Source organism: Acinetobacter sp. YH12132 (assembly GCF_013418645.1).
GTDB classification, from domain to species: domain Bacteria; phylum Pseudomonadota; class Gammaproteobacteria; order Pseudomonadales; family Moraxellaceae; genus Acinetobacter; species Acinetobacter indicus.
In genome coordinates, this window is record NZ_VPBR01000001.1 from 430,563 (window position 1) to 448,930 (window position 18,368).

At 46.8% G+C, this 18,368-nt stretch carries 17 protein-coding genes and 4 tRNA genes; 12 read left to right on the plus strand and 9 right to left on the minus strand.

Annotation, left to right across the window (positions count from 1 at the left end):
- The first annotated feature begins 58 nt into the window (after positions 1-58).
- Positions 59-769, plus strand: a complete 711-nt coding sequence (locus tag FTU67_RS02005) for a hypothetical protein (RefSeq protein ID WP_104472654.1) — start codon at positions 59-61, stop codon at positions 767-769.
- A 113-nt stretch (positions 770-882) separates the two neighbouring features.
- On the opposite strand, the gene FTU67_RS02010 is transcribed toward FTU67_RS02005, so the two are convergent.
- The gene (locus FTU67_RS02010) at positions 883-1,755 is read right to left on the minus strand and encodes an ATP-binding protein (protein ID WP_180061342.1); all 873 of its coding nucleotides are present in this window, start codon (positions 1,753-1,755) and stop codon (positions 883-885) included.
- Positions 1,756-1,935: 180 nt separating this feature from the next.
- Here FTU67_RS02010 and FTU67_RS02015 point away from each other — a divergent pair, with 180 nt between their 5' ends.
- The 6 genes from FTU67_RS02015 (at position 1,936) to FTU67_RS02040 (ending at position 4,846) form a co-directional block, all read left to right on the plus strand.
- Positions 1,936-3,450: a DUF3336 domain-containing protein gene (locus FTU67_RS02015; RefSeq protein ID WP_005177157.1), complete on the plus strand. Its 1,515-nt coding sequence runs from the start codon at positions 1,936-1,938 to the stop codon at positions 3,448-3,450.
- Positions 3,416-4,252: a protein kinase gene (locus FTU67_RS02020; protein ID WP_180061343.1), complete on the plus strand. Its 837-nt coding sequence runs from the start codon at positions 3,416-3,418 to the stop codon at positions 4,250-4,252. The genes FTU67_RS02015 and FTU67_RS02020 overlap by 35 nt, the downstream gene beginning before the upstream one ends.
- Positions 4,253-4,359: 107 nt before the next feature.
- A tRNA-Leu gene (locus FTU67_RS02025) sits at positions 4,360-4,444 on the plus strand.
- Between the two features lie 33 nt (positions 4,445-4,477).
- Positions 4,478-4,551 (plus strand) — tRNA-Trp (locus tag FTU67_RS02030).
- A gap of 39 nt (positions 4,552-4,590) precedes the next feature.
- Positions 4,591-4,675: transfer RNA gene (locus tag FTU67_RS02035), tRNA-Leu, on the plus strand.
- An 86-nt stretch (positions 4,676-4,761) separates the two neighbouring features.
- Positions 4,762-4,846 (plus strand) — tRNA-Leu (locus tag FTU67_RS02040).
- Positions 4,847-5,004: 158 nt separating this feature from the next.
- Here FTU67_RS02040 and FTU67_RS02045 read toward each other — a convergent pair.
- Positions 5,005-5,208, minus strand: coding sequence for a hypothetical protein (locus FTU67_RS02045; RefSeq protein ID WP_005177162.1), 204 nt, complete (start codon positions 5,206-5,208; stop codon positions 5,005-5,007).
- Positions 5,209-5,660: 452 nt separating this feature from the next.
- Here FTU67_RS02045 and FTU67_RS02050 point away from each other — a divergent pair, with 452 nt between their 5' ends.
- Positions 5,661-5,933, plus strand: coding sequence for a hypothetical protein (locus tag FTU67_RS02050; RefSeq protein WP_005177167.1), 273 nt, complete (start codon positions 5,661-5,663; stop codon positions 5,931-5,933).
- A gap of 15 nt (positions 5,934-5,948) precedes the next feature.
- Here the strand turns inward: FTU67_RS02050 and gloB are convergent, their stop codons facing one another.
- Complete coding sequence (gene gloB, locus FTU67_RS02055; RefSeq protein WP_104472650.1) at positions 5,949-6,683, minus strand: hydroxyacylglutathione hydrolase; 735 nt, start codon at positions 6,681-6,683, stop codon at positions 5,949-5,951.
- Positions 6,684-6,812: 129 nt separating this feature from the next.
- Here gloB and FTU67_RS02060 point away from each other — a divergent pair, with 129 nt between their 5' ends.
- On the plus strand, positions 6,813-8,789 hold the full coding sequence (locus FTU67_RS02060) for an acyltransferase family protein (protein WP_180061344.1): 1,977 nt from the start codon (positions 6,813-6,815) through the stop codon (positions 8,787-8,789).
- A gap of 60 nt (positions 8,790-8,849) precedes the next feature.
- On the opposite strand, the gene FTU67_RS02065 is transcribed toward FTU67_RS02060, so the two are convergent.
- Complete coding sequence (locus FTU67_RS02065) at positions 8,850-10,082, minus strand: pyridoxal phosphate-dependent aminotransferase (RefSeq protein WP_005177173.1); 1,233 nt, start codon at positions 10,080-10,082, stop codon at positions 8,850-8,852.
- A gap of 155 nt (positions 10,083-10,237) precedes the next feature.
- Between FTU67_RS02065 and msrB the strand changes: the two genes are divergently transcribed.
- Both msrB and FTU67_RS02075 read left to right on the plus strand, forming a co-directional pair.
- Positions 10,238-10,657: a peptide-methionine (R)-S-oxide reductase MsrB gene (gene msrB / locus FTU67_RS02070; protein WP_005177175.1), complete on the plus strand. Its 420-nt coding sequence runs from the start codon at positions 10,238-10,240 to the stop codon at positions 10,655-10,657.
- On the plus strand, positions 10,654-11,136 hold the full coding sequence (locus tag FTU67_RS02075; RefSeq protein ID WP_104469920.1) for a glutathione peroxidase: 483 nt from the start codon (positions 10,654-10,656) through the stop codon (positions 11,134-11,136). The genes msrB and FTU67_RS02075 overlap by 4 nt, the downstream gene beginning before the upstream one ends.
- 148 nt (positions 11,137-11,284) lie before the next feature.
- Here FTU67_RS02075 and dapC read toward each other — a convergent pair whose 3' ends face one another.
- The 5 genes from dapC to FTU67_RS02100 all read right to left on the minus strand — a co-directional run bounded on the left by dapC (position 11,285) and on the right by FTU67_RS02100 (position 17,657).
- On the minus strand, positions 11,285-12,454 hold the full coding sequence (gene dapC / locus FTU67_RS02080) for a succinyldiaminopimelate transaminase (protein ID WP_104511227.1): 1,170 nt from the start codon (positions 12,452-12,454) through the stop codon (positions 11,285-11,287).
- Positions 12,455-12,478: 24 nt separating this feature from the next.
- A complete protein-coding gene (glnD, locus tag FTU67_RS02085) occupies positions 12,479-15,142 on the minus strand; it encodes a [protein-PII] uridylyltransferase (RefSeq protein WP_005177196.1) in 2,664 nt (887 codons plus the stop codon).
- 23 nt (positions 15,143-15,165) lie between these two features.
- Positions 15,166-16,371 carry a formate-dependent phosphoribosylglycinamide formyltransferase gene (gene purT / locus FTU67_RS02090; protein WP_104472646.1) on the minus strand — a complete coding sequence of 402 codons (1,206 nt, stop codon included), beginning with the start codon at positions 16,369-16,371 and terminating at the stop codon, positions 15,166-15,168.
- A 190-nt stretch (positions 16,372-16,561) separates the two neighbouring features.
- Positions 16,562-16,909, minus strand: coding sequence for an L-valine transporter subunit YgaH (gene ygaH / locus FTU67_RS02095; protein ID WP_104472645.1), 348 nt, complete (start codon positions 16,907-16,909; stop codon positions 16,562-16,564).
- Positions 16,899-17,657 carry an AzlC family ABC transporter permease gene (locus FTU67_RS02100; RefSeq protein WP_045795021.1) on the minus strand — a complete coding sequence of 253 codons (759 nt, stop codon included), beginning with the start codon at positions 17,655-17,657 and terminating at the stop codon, positions 16,899-16,901. Before FTU67_RS02100 ends, ygaH begins: the two co-directional genes overlap by 11 nt.
- Positions 17,658-17,759: 102 nt before the next feature.
- On the opposite strand from FTU67_RS02100, the gene FTU67_RS02105 reads away from it, so the two are divergent.
- A complete protein-coding gene (locus FTU67_RS02105) occupies positions 17,760-18,254 on the plus strand; it encodes a hypothetical protein (RefSeq protein WP_005177204.1) in 495 nt (164 codons plus the stop codon).
- Positions 18,255-18,368: the final 114 nt, after the last annotated feature.

Sequence of the window (18,368 nt, forward strand, 5' to 3'; positions counted from 1 at the left end):
AAGCCTCTTTTTTAATGCTTATAATGCAATGAATTTAATAATTTTTTATTGAGTTAAAATGAAATCAGTCAGATATAAAGATTTAAATTTGGGTAATGGGATATTTGAAGGTTGGAATGATCAGCAGGGTTTGATGATATGCGGTTATGAATGGGGTAACTCTAAGAAAGATCAGGAGCAGTCACAGGACGCAAAGCCAGTTGATTTTAATATCGCTTGTACCTTTAGTAACAAAGTTCCGAGATATGGGCAGGGTGCTTTATCATGGCCCTATGATAATAGAATTAAACGGTGGTTTGCTTTATGGGGGCATCCGCTAGATAGTAATGAATATGGTCAGGATTTTGATAAGTCCATTATACAGACCAATTGGGCCAATACCTGCAATCATCAATTAGCGAATTACTCGCATCTGTTGAGCGAAGAACAGGTCAATAATTTTATAAATCATATCAGTACCTTAAAACCTAAGATTATCCTGTTTATGGGAAGTCAGCTGATACATCTATTAAGAAATTCTATAGTTAAAGCCCGTTTTGAAGAAATTGTGGGTACAGAAATTCCAGATAGTTTTGTAGTGAAGCAAAAGAAAGAGTTTTCAGGAAGAAAATTTAAAATATATTTTTGTGAGTTTGAAAACTGTCAGATTATAGGTTTACCACATCCATCTTCAAGCCGCGGGTTATCTGATCGGTATATTGAATTATTTGAACCTGAAATGAATACGATCATTTCACAATTTAAAAAAGAAAAAGCGATTAATCCTTAAAATATAAAGCCCAATCTCACAAGGTTGGGCTTTTCAACATGAGCGAACAGATTGTAGATGAGGATTTTCAATCCATAATCGCTATTTCTGTCTGGCAGAGCAATATAGGCAACTTAAAGTTGCTTTAACTGCGCAGACCCAATCCAGTGCTTCGAGAATTGATAAGCGGCACGACCAGAACGCTGCCCACGCGCCTGACACCAGCGTAAAGCTTCGGCACGCGCTTCAGCGGTGAGTTCCATCTTCGCCTTTTGCAGATAATGCTCGACAATTTCTAAATACAGATTCTGATCCATTGGATAAAACGACAGCCACATCCCGAAACGATCAGACAGCGAAATTTTTTCCTCAATCGCTTCCTGTGGATGCAGCTCGGTATATTGCGGCACATCTACCCGTGTTACCGGTGTATTTTCATGCATAAACTCAGGTAATAAATGCCGGCGGTTACTGGTGGCATAAATCACAAAATTACTTGAACCGGACTGTAATGAACCATCTAGCACGCTTTTTAAAGAACGATAATTTTCATCTTCGGCGTTAAAGGCCAGATCATCACAATAGACAATAAATTTTTCCGGCCGATCTGCAATCAGCTTCTGAATCTCAGGCAAATCCGATAAATCATCACGTTCAATTTCAATTAACCGTAACCCTTGTGCTTCATACTCGGTTAGCAGGGCACGCACAATGGAAGATTTTCCGGTACCACGTGAACCGGTAAGCAGTACATCATTGGCCGGTAAGCCTTTTAAAAACTGCAAGGTATTTTGAATTACTTTTTCTTTTTGTTTTTCAATGCCTTTTAAATCTTCCAGATAGATTTTTCGTGGCTGGTAAATGGCTTTTAACTGTTGATCCTGCCATTTAAAGGCCGATGCAGAAAAATCGGTGGCTTGCTTGAGTTCAGGCAAATGTTGCTGGAGCTGCTGTAAAATGGTTGCAAGCGAGGTGAGAATATTATCGGGTAAATCAATATGCGCCATGATTATTCAGCTTTTCGGTCTAGGTCAAAAGATTATCGGGTGCACAAACGACTGTATACCAAGGCGAAATGATTTAGCAATGAAAACATGAATTATGCAATTGAAGAATGTCTGAAATTTCTGCATAGTTAGGAGACATCGACAGATCAGCGCCTATTCAGCGAAGCGCAGAGGGAAGCTATGTTGTTTAAAGAGTTTAGCCAGGACATTAATCCTCATCAGGCCTATCGGATCAAAAAATTAAAACGAAAAATAGAACATGCCGAGAGTTACGAAGAATGGAAAAATCTGGCACTAAAAATAGATGAAGAATCGGGGGCGCAGGAATGGAAGTATGACAACACCTCGCCGTATTTTGATGCTGAAATTATTGCCCATCGTCTGAACTTATTACGCCGTTATCGCCTGGCAGAGCGCACCAGCGACCTGATGTATATTCTGCGCGAAGGTCTGACCTATGATGTGGCCAACATTGCCCATCCAATGCTGTTTACTGCGACCTATGTCGGCACCAAAAAAATTATTGAAGATTATATTGAAGAAGTCAGCAACAGTCTGGCCTTTATTGCATCCAAAGAATGCCATTTGCTCAGTACCCAGGAAAAAATAGAATTTTTTAAAAACTGTCAGGTGGCTTATGGCCAGCCGGCGATTATGTTTTCAGGCGGGGCAACCTTGGGCCTGTTCCACACCGGTGTGTGCAAGGCGCTGCTCGAGCGTGACCTGATGCCGCAAGTGCTATCTGGCTCCAGTGCCGGGGCGATTATGACCGCCATGCTTGGCATTTCTAAACCATCGGAGATGATGCACATTTTAAATGGCGAATCGTTCTTTACCGAAGCTTTTCATTTTCGCCGCTGGGAAGACATTTTAAAGGGCAATGGCGGTATTGCCGATGTGCGCTATCTAAAAAAATTCCTGCTCACCAACCTCGGTGATGTCACCTTTGAAGAAGCCTTTAAGGTGTCCGGGCTGCATATCAATATTGCAGTTGCGCCTTATGATGCATCACAGGAAGCACGCATCATGAACAGTTATACCTCGCCAGATTTGCTGGTCTGGAGTGCAGCTTTGGCCTCCTGTGCGGTACCGGTGCTGTTTCCACCGGTGCGTTTGACCAGTAAACGGCAGGATGGGGAACATACACCCTATATGGGCAGAACCCGTTGGGTCGATGGCAGTGTGCGTAGTGATTTCCCGCAGGAAAAAATGGCGCGTTTATATAATGTGAATTACACCATTGCCAGTCAGGTCAATCCGCATGTGGTGCCATTTATGCAAACCGATGCCGAGCGTTTCCGTAAAGATATGCTGAGCTGGCCGGAGCGTATTGTGCGCCGTCAGGGCAAAGTGATTAGTAAGGGGATTATGGACTTTACCCGTGAACGTGTCGGTGGTGTGCCGGCAGTACGCCGTCTGCTCGATCATGGCCATGGCATTGTCGATCAGCGTTATTATGGTGATGTGAATATTGTTGGCAAATATGGCTGGCGTCATTATAGCTATATGTTGCAAAATCCGCGTCCACACCTGTTCCGATTGCTGCAACGCGAAGGTGAACGCGCCACCTGGCCAAAAATCTCCATGATTGAAACCCATGCCCGCGTGGGTAAAACCATTCAGCATTGTCTGGAACTTTTAGAATATCAGCAGAACCCCGTTGAACACGCCAAATCCGAATTTATTGCCGTTTAGTCCGGCTGAACTTGAACACTATTGTTTTGAGTTAAAAACCAAGCCGCAAAGCTTCAAGATGGGGCGGCGTCTGTTTCAGTTTCAACAAGGGCAATCTGTATACTGGTTGAAAGCCCAGCAGAGGGATGCGCATCCGCAACTGAGCGCAGGTTTTTGCCGAGAGCTGGATTTCTATCGCCAGTTTCAGCAGGCAGATGCACCGGATTTTCTGCTACCTTTCTATTGTGCGCAAAATACCGAAATCCTACGCATCCAGCAGGAGAGCTTTCAGGATTATCTGATTGTGCCGAATGCGCCGGCGTTTTTTGCTTTAGCCCCCTCACAATTTAGCCAAAGCCAGATTCAAACACGCTTGCTACAGGTACTGGACAGTCTGGAACAGCTAACACGGTTGGGCTATCTACATGCAGATTTAAAAGCCGAACATTGGCGTGAATGGGCAGGGCAGGTCAAACTGATTGATTTTGAACAGTTGCAGGCCATAGATGATCCGCTAATGTCCAATATGACAGCCACACCACGCTATATGGCACCTGAATTATTTCATGGTGAAGCCAAAACATTGGCCAGTGATCTCTATGCATTGGGGATTATTGTCTATGAATGGCTGACTCAGCGCCGTTTACAGGCCAAAAGCTATCAGGATTGGGCCTATTTGCATTGTCAGCAGCTTAAAATTGAGTTACCCGCAGCGTATTTGGGCTTTCAGGACCTGCTTGAGGCGATGCTCAACAAGCAAAAAAGCCAGAGAGAAGTCAGTTTTTTGGCCTTAAAAACACTGTTAAGCACTGAAAATGCTTAAGAAAAAACCAAAATAGAGGCTTTTGTTTTTTATTTAAACAAACAAGTGGCTTTTTCATAAAAAGGGCTTGTCATCGGGAAGTGATCTCTATAATATACACAGCCATCGGGGGCGTGGCGAAATTGGTAGACGCACTGGATTTAGGTTCCAGCGCTGCGAGGCGTGAGAGTTCGAGTCTCTCCGCCCCCACCACTTAAATATCAAGTGAGCTTGATTTTAGGTAACAGAGGATTGGTGTAATGGTAGCATGACGGTCTCCAAAACCGTTCGTCAAGGTTCGAATCCTTGATCCTCTGCCAGAATTTTGAGAAATCCAGCATTAAGTTGGTACCCGGTATGGGGGCGTGGCGAAATTGGTAGACGCACTGGATTTAGGTTCCAGCGCTGCGAGGCGTGAGAGTTCGAGTCTCTCCGCCCCCACCACTCAAAATCAGCAAGGTTAAACTCCTCGCTTCTTTTGTTGAACCGGCCAGCTTGAGTATTTCTTCAAAAAATTGGCATCTTTATATGGGGATGTGGCGGAATTGGTAGACGCACTGTGTTCAGGTCGCAGCGCCGCAAGGTGTAAGAGTTCGAGTCTCTTCATCCCCACCAAATTCTGAAAAAGCAGGGCAGATGTCCTGCTTTTTTATTGCCTGTTATTTTGTCAGGCCTTTATCTCGCCCAAAGAAAAGCCCGCAGAACAGACGGTTCAACGGGCTCAAGTTATGAGAACACTTTATTTTTCTCGATCAAAGAGTGCGTAAACGAATTCAGGCTTTTAAGTGGTCCTCAAATTCTTCACCGAGTTGTACCGCCAGTGCATTGCCGGCCAGTTCACCCGTGACCAGACCATATTCTTTTTTAAAACTAAAGGTAAAACCACGGCCATCGGCTAAATTTTTGACTGAATATCCCAGTTTTTCTAACCAAATACGAAAGGCAATTAAATTTTTAGCTTTTACCACTTTTTTCACGAGCGTACTCCCTTATCTTCAATAAAGTATAGATATGGTTATATCAAGATTTTTTAAAGGGCAAAATTCAAGAATGTGTCAAAAAATATTGAGATTGATGATTTTTGCAGCAAAAAATCCAGAATTTGAGCGCCTAAAAAACGTGTATTGATGAATAAATCAGCAGAATTTTAAGCAAATTTTAAATTAATTGATTGATATATTTGATGTATTTTTATTCTAAATTTTCAACATTATCTATGGGCTATTTAAGCCGGCTTGAAATAATTTGTTAAATATTGATGACAACACATCTTTAAGTATTTCTTACAACCTCGGCCTGGCGCGAGATAAAAAGTTGTAGCGATCTGCCGGCTATAATTTGCATACGCTGAGTGATTGATGGCTTTATTTTAAGCCATAGCAGGCCTGGAGATCGGGTATCATAAAGTACAGCCACAGGAGTGAGTAAGATGACGCCAAATACCATTGAAGCTGACGTACAGCAGACCATTCAACAGATGCAGCAACAGGGCCAAACCCCGGTGGCGGTAATGCTAGGCCATGAAGACTGGCTGGTCTTTACCGAACAATCGCAGGTGGCCTACACTCCATTTGGCAGTGCGCGTCGTTATCAACCAGCGTTGGGCGGCTTACTGCTGGTACGCATTGATGAAATGAATGCGGTACGTGTGGTGACACAGACCGAGCTGGATGCGTATGCGGCCAGTCACCAGCTGTTATAAACCGGTTAAATCGCTTTAAAAATTATCTTTCATTTCACGTAATTTTTGGAATTCTTCGACGCTGTCCACCCGTAAAAAAGGATTGGTCTGCAGTTCCAGTTCAATGGTACTTGGCAAGGTCGGCTGATTTAGCAGGCGTAAATCTTCCACCTGCTGATAACGCTGTTGTAGCGCCAGATTATCCGGTTCAACATGCAGGGCAAATTTGGCATTGGACAGGGTATATTCGTGGGTGCAGTACACTTGGGTGCGCGCTGGTAATGCCGCCAGACGGTTTAAAGAGTGATACATCTGCTCAAAGGTGCCTTCAAAAACCCGGCCGCAGCCCATGGCAAACAGGGTGTCACCGCAAAACAGGATATCGATGGCATCCATAAAGTACACAATATGCCCCAGGGTATGGCCGGGAACCGCCAGTACATCCACCTGCAGATCATGAAATTTAAAATGGGCTTCATGCTGCAAAGGGTGGGTGATAAACGGGATTTTACTCAGCTCTTCGCGCGGGCCATAGACCGGAATATTGCGGGATTGCAGCAGTTCTGGCACACCCCCAATATGGTCTTTATGCCAGTGGGTCAGCCAGATCTGGCTTAAATTTAAACCATGTTCACGGCAATACTGTTCCACCGGTTCGGCTTCGGTGGGGTCGACCACAATCACATCTCTGGATGTGGTATGTTCCAGCAGCCAAATATAATTCTGTAACTGGTTCTGAATATCCAGCAGATGCACTTTATAGTTGCTCATCCCTCACCCCCACATAATATAATGCCCAGTATAGCCTGAAAGCGATGTTGTCGTCGCTGTGTATCCAAAATTGATCTTTGACTGAAAAGGTCTACAATAAGCCACGTTTCAATTTTCCCCTGCACGTTCATGAGTTTTGCCTATCGCGCCGATATTGACGGTTTAAGAGCGATTGCCGTCCTGTTGGTGATTTTTAATCATATTGGCCTGTCTATTTTCCCCGGTGGTTATATTGGCGTCGATATTTTCTTTGTGATTTCGGGCTATTTAATTACCTTAATTTTAAGCAAAGAAATCCAGAACCAGACTTTCTCAATTGGTCGCTTTTATAAAAAGCGGGTGGTGCGTTTGGCACCGGCCTATTTTACTGTACTCAGTGTGGTGAGTCTGGTGGCCTGGCAGGTGATGCTGCCCGATGAGCTGAGTCGTTATTTCGACAGTGTCTTTTATGCCACGTTTCTGATGGCCAATATTTATATGCAGCGTGAAGTCGGTGATTACTTCAGTCAGAGTGTCAATGAAGTGCCGCTGCTGCATTTATGGTCGTTGGGTGTTGAAGAGCAGTTCTATATTTTCTGGCCGCTGATTCTGCTGTGCTTTATGAAAAGAAGTAACCGGCAATGGGGTCTGCTGATGGTCGGATCTTTTATTCTCATGTCGTTGCTGTATGCGCAGCAGCAGTTGAGCGTGAATGCCGAGAAAGCCTATTACAGTATGCCGGTCCGCGCCTTTGAACTGCTCTTGGGTGCGCTGATCTGCTTTTTGCCACAAATAAAATGGTCAAAATGGCTGGCGCAAACGCTGGTCTGGAGTTGTCTGGCGCTGTTGTTAGGCACGGCAATGTGGTTGGATCATGCCACACCATTTCCGGGCGCAATGGCGCTGATTCCATGTCTGGCAACGGCCTTGATTATTTATATCGGCCAGAGCGTGCAGTCGCAGAATGTGGTACTGACCAACCGTTTTAGCCTCTGGATGGGCAAAATTTCCTATCCTTTATATTTATGGCACTGGCCGGTAATTGTACTGTTCAGTATCTATATGCTGCCGGTTAATGCCGGTTATCAGCTGGCTATGGTGCTGCTTAGTATCGCGCTGGCCTATCTGACTTATCGTTATATTGAACAGCCGAGCAAAGGTTTTGTGATGGCTGCCAATTACAAGGTCATTCTGAGCGGTTTTGTGGCGCCGGCGCTCTGTTTTATTGGCGTGGCGCAGCTGGTCAGTCAGCATCAGGGTTTTCCGGAGCGGCTAAGTCCGCAAGTGCAAAACCAGATGGCAGCCTTAAATTCGTTTGCGCATGGCATCCGGCAGAAATGTCATAGCTTTCCCAATCCTGGAACGCTGGCCAATCCGCAAGACTGTGTGCTGGGTGTGGAAAAACCGCAGATTGATTTTATGCTGATTGGTGATTCACATGCCAACAGCTATACCGGACTGCTGGATGTCTGGGCCAAAGATGCTGGACTGCGCGGTTATGACAGCACTCAGGACACCACTATTTATTTACCGGGTGTCCAGCGTGGCCGTGGTGAGCATGAAGTGGCTGCCTTTCAAGCCCGCAATGACGCAATTGAGGCGCATTTAAAACAGCATCATTATCAGTTTGTGGTGATGTCAGCTGCCTTTAGCCAGTATCTGGATGCCGGGCATGATCTGCATCCGAGCGCAGAAGAGGACAGTCAGGTCACGAATCATTTAGACAGTTATTTTGCCGGTTTACAGGCCGCGGTAGATAGTGCGCTGGCCAGCAGCGAGCATGTGGTGATGCTGATGGATGTCCCGGTGATTGATCCAGATCAGGCCAATTGTTCATTACGCCGTGAATGGCTGGGGATTGAGCGTGAATGCGCGGTGTCGGCAGAGGAGTTCCAGCAGAGCAATGCACCAATTTATCAGTGGATGAGCGAATTGCAGCAGCAGTACCCACAACTGATTGTGGTCGAGCCGACCAAGGTGCTGTGTGATGCGCAGCAATGTGATTTAAGTGTCGAGGGAACGCCGCTGTACCGAAATCAGGATGATGATCATCTCAGTTTTAAAGGTTCGGAAGCGCTGGGGCAGGCCTATTTACAGCAATACGGCAATCCGCTGAAATCGCTTTAATCTTTCTGGTTTGCACAAAAAAGCCGTGAATTGATCACGGCTTTTTTATTGTATTTCAGCTTAGCGGATTTTCGCCAGGAAACGGCCTAAACGGCTAAGCGCTTCACGTAATTCATTTTCAGCTGGCAGGAACACCACACGGAAATGATCTGGGGTTGGCCAGTTAAAGCCGGTGCCTTGAACCAGCAGCACTTTTTCGGCTTTCAGGAAATCCAGCATCAGTTTTTCATCATCTTCAATGGCGTAGACATTTGGGTCCAGTTTCGGGAAGCAGTACATTGCACCTTCTGGCTTGACGCAAGACACACCCGGAATTTCGTTCAGCATTTCCCAGGCAATATTGCGCTGTTCATACAGACGGCCACCCGGACGGATCAGGTCATTAATTGACTGATAGCCACCAAGCGCGGTCTGAATCGCATATTGCGCCTGATGGTTGGCACATAAACGCATAGAGGCCAGCATGTCCAGACCTTCAATATAGTCGGCCGCGCGTGAACGGTCACCAGTAATGGCCATCCAGCCAGAACGGTAGCCGGCAATACGGTAGGCTTTAGATAAACCGTTGAATGAAATACACAGCTGATCACCAGCAAGGGCTGCAACCGACACATGCTCAATGCCGTCATACACGATTTTGTCGTAAATTTCGTCGGCAAATAAAATCAGATCATATTTTTTTGCCAGCGCGACAATCTGTTCCAGCACATGACGTGGATAAACCGCACCGGTCGGGTTGTTCGGGTTAATAATCACAATACCGCGGGTATTGGGTGTGATTTTGCTTTCCATATCGGCCAGATCTGGATACCAGTGATTTTCTTCATCACATTTATAGTGAATGGCCGTACCACCCGACAGATTAACCGCCGCCGTCCACAGTGGATAGTCCGGCATTGGAATCAGCATTTCATCACCATCATCCAGCAGGCCTTGCATGGCCATTACGATTAGCTCAGACACACCATTGCCGATATAGACATCATTAACGTGCAGGTCAAAAATGCCTTTTTGCTGATAATACTGGCAAATAGCCTTACGTGCCGGGAAAATCCCTTTGGAGTCGGTATAACCGACTGCATTCGGCAGGTTCAGCGCCACATCGTTAATAATTTCCTGCGGGGCTTCAAAGCCGAAGGGGGCGGGGTTACCAATATTCAGTTTAATAATTTTATGGCCGGCCTCTTCCATTTCATTGGCCGCTCGTAACACAGGTCCGCGAATGTCGTAGCATACATGCTCGAGTTTTGAGGATTTTTTAATTTCGCGAGGAGTCGTGTTACCTGTGGACATAATTCCATCCAATTATATGTTTCTGTTAGCAAAAAATAGATTACGCAATTATCACAATCTATACTGAAATTTAGCTAGATATTTTGCAAGCTCTAGCGTAAATATGGAAGTACTGAAGCATGACATTGAATGTCAAAGATTTAAAGGAGTTAGTGATGGGAAAACTCAATAAAACAGACCGAGAATGGCAAAGAGAGTTATCACCAGAAGAGTTTCGGATTACACGACAAAAAGGAACCGAACCGGCCTTTACAGGGAAATACTGGAATAGCAAACAGGATGGGGTGTATGTGTGCCGTTGCTGTGGAGAAGCCTTATTTTCTTCCGACACCAAATACGACAGCGGCAGTGGCTGGCCAAGTTTCTACCGTCCAATTGCCCCGGGGGTTGTGGAAGAACATAACGATCAGTCGCATGGCATGGTGCGTACTGAAATTGTCTGTCATCATTGTGATGCACATTTGGGCCATGTTTTTGATGATGGACCGCAACCGACCGGCTTGCGCTATTGCGTCAACTCGGCGTCATTAGAACTAAAAACACAAGAAAAAAGTGATGAGGAAACCTATCCATGACCAACATTTATCAGTTTGAGGCTGAGTTGTTAGATGGGAAAAATAAATCATTTGCCGATTATGAAGGCAAGGTTTTATTGGTGGTGAATACCGCCAGCAAATGCGGTTTTACCCCGCAGTTTGCCGGACTGGAAAAGCTGTATGAAAAATATAAGCCCCAAGGCTTTGAGGTGCTCGGCTTTCCCTGTAACCAGTTTGGTGGCCAAGACCCCGGTTCCAATGAGCAGATCGGGGCCTTTTGCCAGAAAAATTATGGGGTCAGCTTTCCCATGTTTGCCAAGGTCGATGTCAAAGGCCCGGAAGCACACGCGATTTTCCGTTATTTAACCAACAACAGCAAAGGCATTCTGGGCAATGGCATCAAGTGGAACTTTACCAAGTTTTTAATTGGCAAAGATGGCAAAGTGCTGAATCGCTATGCACCAACCACCAAGCCGGATGCATTGGAACAGGATATTGAACAGGCTTTACAAGGTTAATACAGGACAAGCGACTTCAGCATCAGCTTTAATTTTGGGGATGATCCTCATCCATGCAAACAGTGCTTAATCCTGCCTAAAATAAAAAATGCGCTGAAAGCAGCCATAAAAAATCCACTCAATAGAGTGGATTTTTTAATATCAGCACTTACAAAATTGCTTTTAGGCGCTGAATCACCTGTTCGCACTGGGCGATATCGGCCACCAAGGCTAAACGGACATGGTTTTCACCCGGATTCCCTTGCTCAGTTTCACGCGATAAATACCGGCCCGGCAACACTTTAATATGCGCTTTTTCCATCAGCATTTTGGCAAAGGCTTCATCATTGTCGACTTTGAGCCAGTAATAGAAACCGGCATCCGGTTTTTGTAAAGGGAGTAGTTGCCCCAGCTCGCTTTGGAACAAGTCAAATTTGGCGCGGTATTGCACGCGGTTGTCTTCAACGTGCTGCTCATCATCCCAAGCCGCAATAGAGGCCAGTTGATGCTGTACCGGCATGGCTGCACCGTGATAGGTACGGTATTGCAAATACGGTTTCAGTAAATCGGCATCGCCGGCAACAAAGCCTGAACGCATCCCCGGCAGATTGGAACGCTTGGACAGCGAATGGAAAACCACGCAGTTTTTATAGTCGTCGCGGCCTATTTCGGCACAAACTTCGAGCAGGCCAGTCGGTGCTTCATCAAACCACAGTTCTGAATAGCATTCATCTGAGGCAATTACAAAACCGTATTGATCGGACAGTGCAATCAGCTTTTTAAACTGGTCTTTGGACAGTACTGCACCGGTCGGGTTGCCCGGCGTACAGACAAATAGCAACGCGGTTTTTTCCCAGACTTCGGCTGGTACGGCATCAAAGTCACCTAAATACTGGTTGTCTTCGGTACAGTTAATGAAATACGGCTTGGCCCCGGCCAGTAAGGTTGCGCCTTCATAAATCTGGTAAAACGGGTTTGGCATCACCACATACGGTGCATCTTCACGTTTCACCAGTGCCTGTACAAAAGAGAAGATCGCTTCACGGGTACCTGAAACCGGTAAAACATGGTGATCTGCACTGATGCTGTTCAGCTTGAAACGGCGACTTAGCCACTGGGCAATGCTGTGGCGTAATTCAGGCAGACCCTTGCTGTTCGGGTAAGTCGATAAATGCTGGAAGTTGTCAATAATGGCCTGTTTTACAAATTCCGGTGCCGGGTGCTTCGGTTCTCCAATTGAGAGGGGAATCAGCGGTAAATCGGCCGGTTGTATATCCTGAAAAAGTCGGTTTAACTTTTCAAATGGATAAGGGTGCAATAAAGACAAACTTGAGTTCATGTAATCGTTACCGATAGGTTGATGTTAATGTTGGCACACCTGATTTGAGGCTTCATCAAGTGCTGCCTTTAATTTGGCCGCAAAGCTTTTGGCTTCTTCTGCATTCATGGGCGCGCCATCTTTTTTGGTGACAAAGAAAATATCTTCGGCACGTTCGCCTAGGGTGGCAATTTTAGCAGAATGAATATCCAGCCCCTGCATCATAAACAAGCCGCCGACTTTGGCAAGTAAGCCCGGCTGGTCAAGTGTCGCAATTTCCACCATGTTCTGGTTGAGTGCGGCATTCAGGCTGATGTCGACAGTATTTTCAATATCAAAATGGCGCAGCTGGCGCGGAATCAGGCGCTGCATCAGCCCCGGATATTTGTCTGACTGGCTTAATGCAGTGACCAGTGATTGAATCACGGTGTCCTGACGCTCGGCATCGGTCAGCAGGGTACCAAAACGGTCCAGTACCACATAAGTATCTAAACTAAAGGCTTTGGTGGCGGTAATAATCCGCGCGTCCTGCACATCCAGATTCATGCGGTCTAAAATCGCCACGGTGGTGGCAAACAGGTTTGGCTGATCCTGAGTATAAATAAAGATCTGCACGGCATCCTGGGCATATTTACGATGAGCGCGCATCAGTACTAAAGGTGCCGGATTGTCACTGTGCTGCAAGATGGCGCGGGTATGCCAGGCAATTTCATCGGCGGTTTCTTTCAGGAAGTATTCATCGCCCAGTTCCTGCCAGACTTTTTCCACTTCTTCCAGCGAGAAATCCTCGACCAGTAATTCGCTGGCCGCAAATTTGGTGTCTTCAATCAGCATCTGATAATCCACCGGACGACCCAGGCCGGAACGGATCACATCACGGGCATGGGTGTATAGCTGGCGCATCAGCGAGGCGCGCCAGGTGTTCCATAAGGTTGGATTGGTGGCGTTAATATCGGCCACAGTTAGGGTATACAGATAATCCAGATGTTCCATATCGCCCATCAGTTCGGCGAAAGCTTTGACCACATCCGGATCGGAAATATCTTTTTTCTGTGCAGTGACCGACATCAGCAGGTGGTTTTGCACCAGCCAGGCCACCAGATTGCATTCACGTTCGGTAAAGCCATGCGTGCGGCAGAAGGCAATCGCATCGGCGGCGCCAAGTTCACTATGATCGCCACCACGACCTTTGGCAATGTCATGGAAAATTGCGGCCAGATAGACAATGTCACGACGCGCCAGACGCTGGAACACCGAGCTGACCACCGGAAAATCTTTGGCAAATTCCGGTTCTTTAAAGCGGTTAAGGTTGCGAATCAGCAGCAGGGTGTGCGCATCGACGGTATAAATATGGAACAGGTCATATTGCATCAGGCCGGTAATTTGCCCGAAAGCCGGAATATAGTTGCCCAATACACCATAGCGTTTCATTGCCACCATGGTGTCATATAAACGGTACGGCGAGCGTAAAATCGCCATAAACAGCGCCTGATGGACTGGATTATCACGAAAATCGCGGTCAATCCGTTTGGCAGCCAGGGTCAGCAGGCGTAAGGTGCGGGCACGAATCCCGGTAATTTCAGGACGATTGGCCAGCAGATAGAAAATTTCCAGAATCGCACTGGGCTTTTCAGAAAAAATCTTGTGATGCTGCACCGCCAGTTTGCCATCGACCAGTTTGAAGTTTTCATTAATTTCTTCAATCTGGCGTTCATATTGCGGCAGGCGCGGGGTAATCACCGATTCATTAAAATAGGCCAGTAACATTTCATTTAGCGTCGACACCTGCTGCGCGGTGCGGTAATAACGCTTCATGAACTGTTCAATCGGATAATTGGGTGATTTGCCTTCTTCACGGACATAGCCGAACTTGGCTGCAATATCACGCTGATAATCAAACAGCAGGCGGTTTTCATCGCGTTTGGTCAGCAGGTGCAAATAATGGCGAATTTCCCAGAGGAAACTTTCGGCTTCTTCCAGTACGCCCAGCTCAAACTCGGAAATAAAACCCAGATGCACCAGATCATAAATACGGTTGACACGGAAATGCCGTTTGGCAATCCAGCCAATCTGGTTAATATCGCGGATGCCACCCGGTGCAGTTTTAATATCCGGCTCTAAATTGCTTTCGGTATGGTTGTGCTGAGCATAGCGTTTGGCTTGCTCTTCCATCTTGGCATCAAAAAAGGTTTTATCGGTCCAGGTTTGCGACACAATCCGGCGTGGCCATTTGGCCAGATGTTCATTGCCAATAATCAGTCGTGCTTCAATTAAAGCGGTGGCCACAGTCAGGTCATTGGTGGCCTGAATCACGCAATCCTGAATGGTACGCACGCTAATGCCGGGTTTGAAATTACCGACATCCCACAGCGATGAAATAAAGGTTGAAATCAGCTTTTCCTGTTCCGGCGAGATTTCATCTTCTGACAGGATCATGATGTCGACATCGGAATAGGGCAACATTTCGCGGCGGCCATAACCGCCCACCGCAAACAGGCCTAAATCGGTCTGGTCCAGTCCGGCATGTTGCCACAGGAATTTTAGCGCCTCATCAATAAAATTGGAGCGCGCCAGAATAATGTCACGGATCGAATGTCCATTTTCAAAACATTCCCCCAGCTGATGTTCAACATCACTTCGCCACTGATTAATGGCCTGAATGTCATGGTTACTTTTTACGTAATTCAGCAAGGGTAAGGTGTTGATCATGAACAGCGTTCCGTGTTGTGCGACTAGTTTTGATTGACACTGACGTTTTGTGCAGTAGCGTAAGCCAGCTCACGTGCCTGCTCAGTGGTTTCTGCGCGGGCGGTGGCCACACCCATGCGGCGACGCTTGAAGCCTTCCGGTTTGCCAAACAGACGTAAATCAGTATCCGGGTGAGCTAAAGCAAGATTCAAGCCAGAAAATGACAGGTTCTGGTCATCCACACCGGCATAAATCACTGCACTGGCAGCCACACTATGACGCGCCGTGTTCACTGGCAAGCCGAGAATCGCACGGGCATGTAATTCGAATTCACTCTGGTATTGTGAGGCCAACGTGACTAAACCGGTATCGTGTGGACGAGGTGACACTTCACTAAACCACACTTGATCGCCTTTGACAAACAGTTCTACCCCAAAAATACCGCAGCCGCCAAGTGCGCTGGTAACCTTGTGGGCAATACGTTTGGCTTCTGCTAAGGCCTGGCTGCTCATTGGTTGTGGCTGCCAGCTTTCGACATAATCACCGGCATCCTGACGATGGCCAATCGGGTCGCAGAATGAGGTTTCAATTTCACCAGTTTCTGGATGTTTAGAGCGTACCGTGAGTAGGGTAATTTCAAAATCAAAATCAATCTGCGATTCAACAATCACGGTGCCCTGATTCACACGGCCACCGGTTTGCGCATAGTCCCAAGCGGCATCGACTTCATCAAAGCTTTTTACCCGGGATTGGCCTTTGCCTGAGGAGGACATCACCGGCTTCACAAAGTTTGGATAGCCAATATCATCACAGGCTGCGCGGAAGCTTTCCAGAGAGTCGGCAAAACGGTAGGCAGAGGTTGGCAGTCCCAGTTCTTCTGCAGCTAGACGGCGGATGCCTTCGCGGTTCATGGTCAGATTGACTGCTTTGGCTGATGGAATCACGGTAGCAACGTTTTGCGCTTCAATATCCAGCAGCACTTCTGTGGCAATGGCTTCAATTTCCGGCACAATCAGATGCGGTTGCACCTGAGCAATCAGCTGTTTCAGTGCGTTAGGATCGGCCATATTAATGGTATGGGCATGATGCGCCACTTGCATGGCAGGGGCATGATCATATCGGTCGGCGGCATGCACTTCTACACCTAAACGCTGTAAAGAAATCACCACCTCTTTCCCCAATTCTCCTGAACCCAATAGCAATACTTTAAATGCCGAAGCTTGAAGAGGAGTACCAATCGTCACGCTCATGTAATTCATCCATGCTTGATTTTATGGGCTTTTAGCATAGCAGAACTGCACCGCGATGTTAGTGCCGATTTGGAGAAAATCGTGATTTTGTCCAACAATTTTTAGACGCAGTGGGCAAGAGGAAATACAGTGTTGAAAACGCAGCACAACTGCAGCACTGCGTCAATGTATCTGGTTTTAAAGTCAAAACCTAGAAGGAAAATGGAATATAGGTATAAATCAGGCCATAGGTCACGGCCGCAGTCAAGGTGGCCGGTACAATTTTCTTGTATTTAAAATACAGCCCGGCCAGCACTATAAATCCGACCAGCATGGCAAAACTTTTATTGGGCGTTTCCAGTAACGGTGGCAAGGTCGCGACCACCAGCATTGAACTGATTGCGGCAATACCAATTGAACCCAAAGCAATCTTTAGCCAGAGGGCACCCCGTTTTTGTGAGTCCTGCTGAAACTTCTGAATCACAAAAAACGGTCCAAAGCGTGAAGCAAAATTGGCGATGCCGACCACAATCCCGACCAGAATAATTTCAAGATTCATGTGAGCCTCCTGCGTATGCATCATCCGGTTGTTTTAAGACATAGTGTTTGAACAGACCTGCAAAAATGCCCGATAAAATACCAATAAAGATGGCAGCGGACAGGTCAATGAAATAGCAGGCGATAGCTGATACCACCAAAGTCACACTGACCACAAAGGTATGTTTTTTCTCAAAGGCGGCCAGCAGGAAACTCAGGAACAGGGCCGGTAACAGGAAATCCAGTGCGGCTTGTAAAAACTGCGGCAGCTTACTGACCTGATCGGCAAACAGACCGCCCAGTAAAGAACCGAGCGCCCATGACATCCAGCTAAACAGACTTAAACCCAGCATCCAGGATTCCGACCATTGTTGCCGGCGCTGCGACAGCTTGATCATGCCGGAAGCAAAGACTTCATCGGTCAGGCCCCAGGCCCAGATCGCGGTTTTCTTTAAATTGAGCCGGTCCTGAATCAGGTTGGTTAAGGCCGGGCCATAGAGCAGATGGCGAATATCCAGTGCAATGACAGTCAGGGCGGTCATCCAGATGGAGGTGCCGCTGCCTAACAGGGCCACCACCAGAAACTGGCTGGCACCGGCATACATGGTGCAGGATAAAAACAGGGCTTCCCAGGCGCTAAAACCGAATTGGGTCGCCGAAACGCCAAATGCAAAAGAAACGGGGAGATAAGTAAAAATAATGGCTTGGCTATCTTTAGCGCCTTGCCAAAAACCGGCTGGCTGTGTGGAAAGCGTTTTGTGTTCAGACACGACACACCTGAAGGAGAGTTGAACAAGGAGTCAAATGATGATTGTGTATTGTACCCGAATTCACTAGCATAGTGCCGAAATGTTTGTTGAAGCGAGCCAGATATGTGGATGTTCAAAACACGTCAATTTGTGGTTGCAACTGTACTGGGCAGTAGCCTGTTATTACAGGCCTGTGGGGGCGATCAGTCCGGTGAAAAGCCGGAAATTAAACCTGCACCGAAACTGACCAATGATGCAACGGCGTATGCAGAAGCGGCCTGGAAGCTGATGAATGAGGTGGAACCTTATGTTTATCGCAAACAGCGCAATTTAATTGAAGATAATGTACGCAAACCGGCGCGCCAGTTAAGCACCGAATGGCGCATTAACGTCAAAATGACCGATTCAGTCACCGAAGGAAAATATGCCTTATGCCGTAAAGCACTCACCAGTCTGGAAATCTGGGCGCGTGCCACTTTGGAAAGTAGCGCAACGGTAAGCCAGAAACAGGCCGATTATGAACGCGATAAACAGCAATGTGCCGATGCGATTGCCCATCCGGAACTGGGCAATACCGATCCCAAACAAAAAGGCAATGCGATTGCGACAGCATCCTGAAGCATCAATAAGCGGAGTTCTGGCTCCGCTTTTTTAATGGCGCCGCCGTATTAAATTGATCTTTGCAATCAGAATAGCGATTACATTACACAATTAGTCTGCAAGATATTGGCG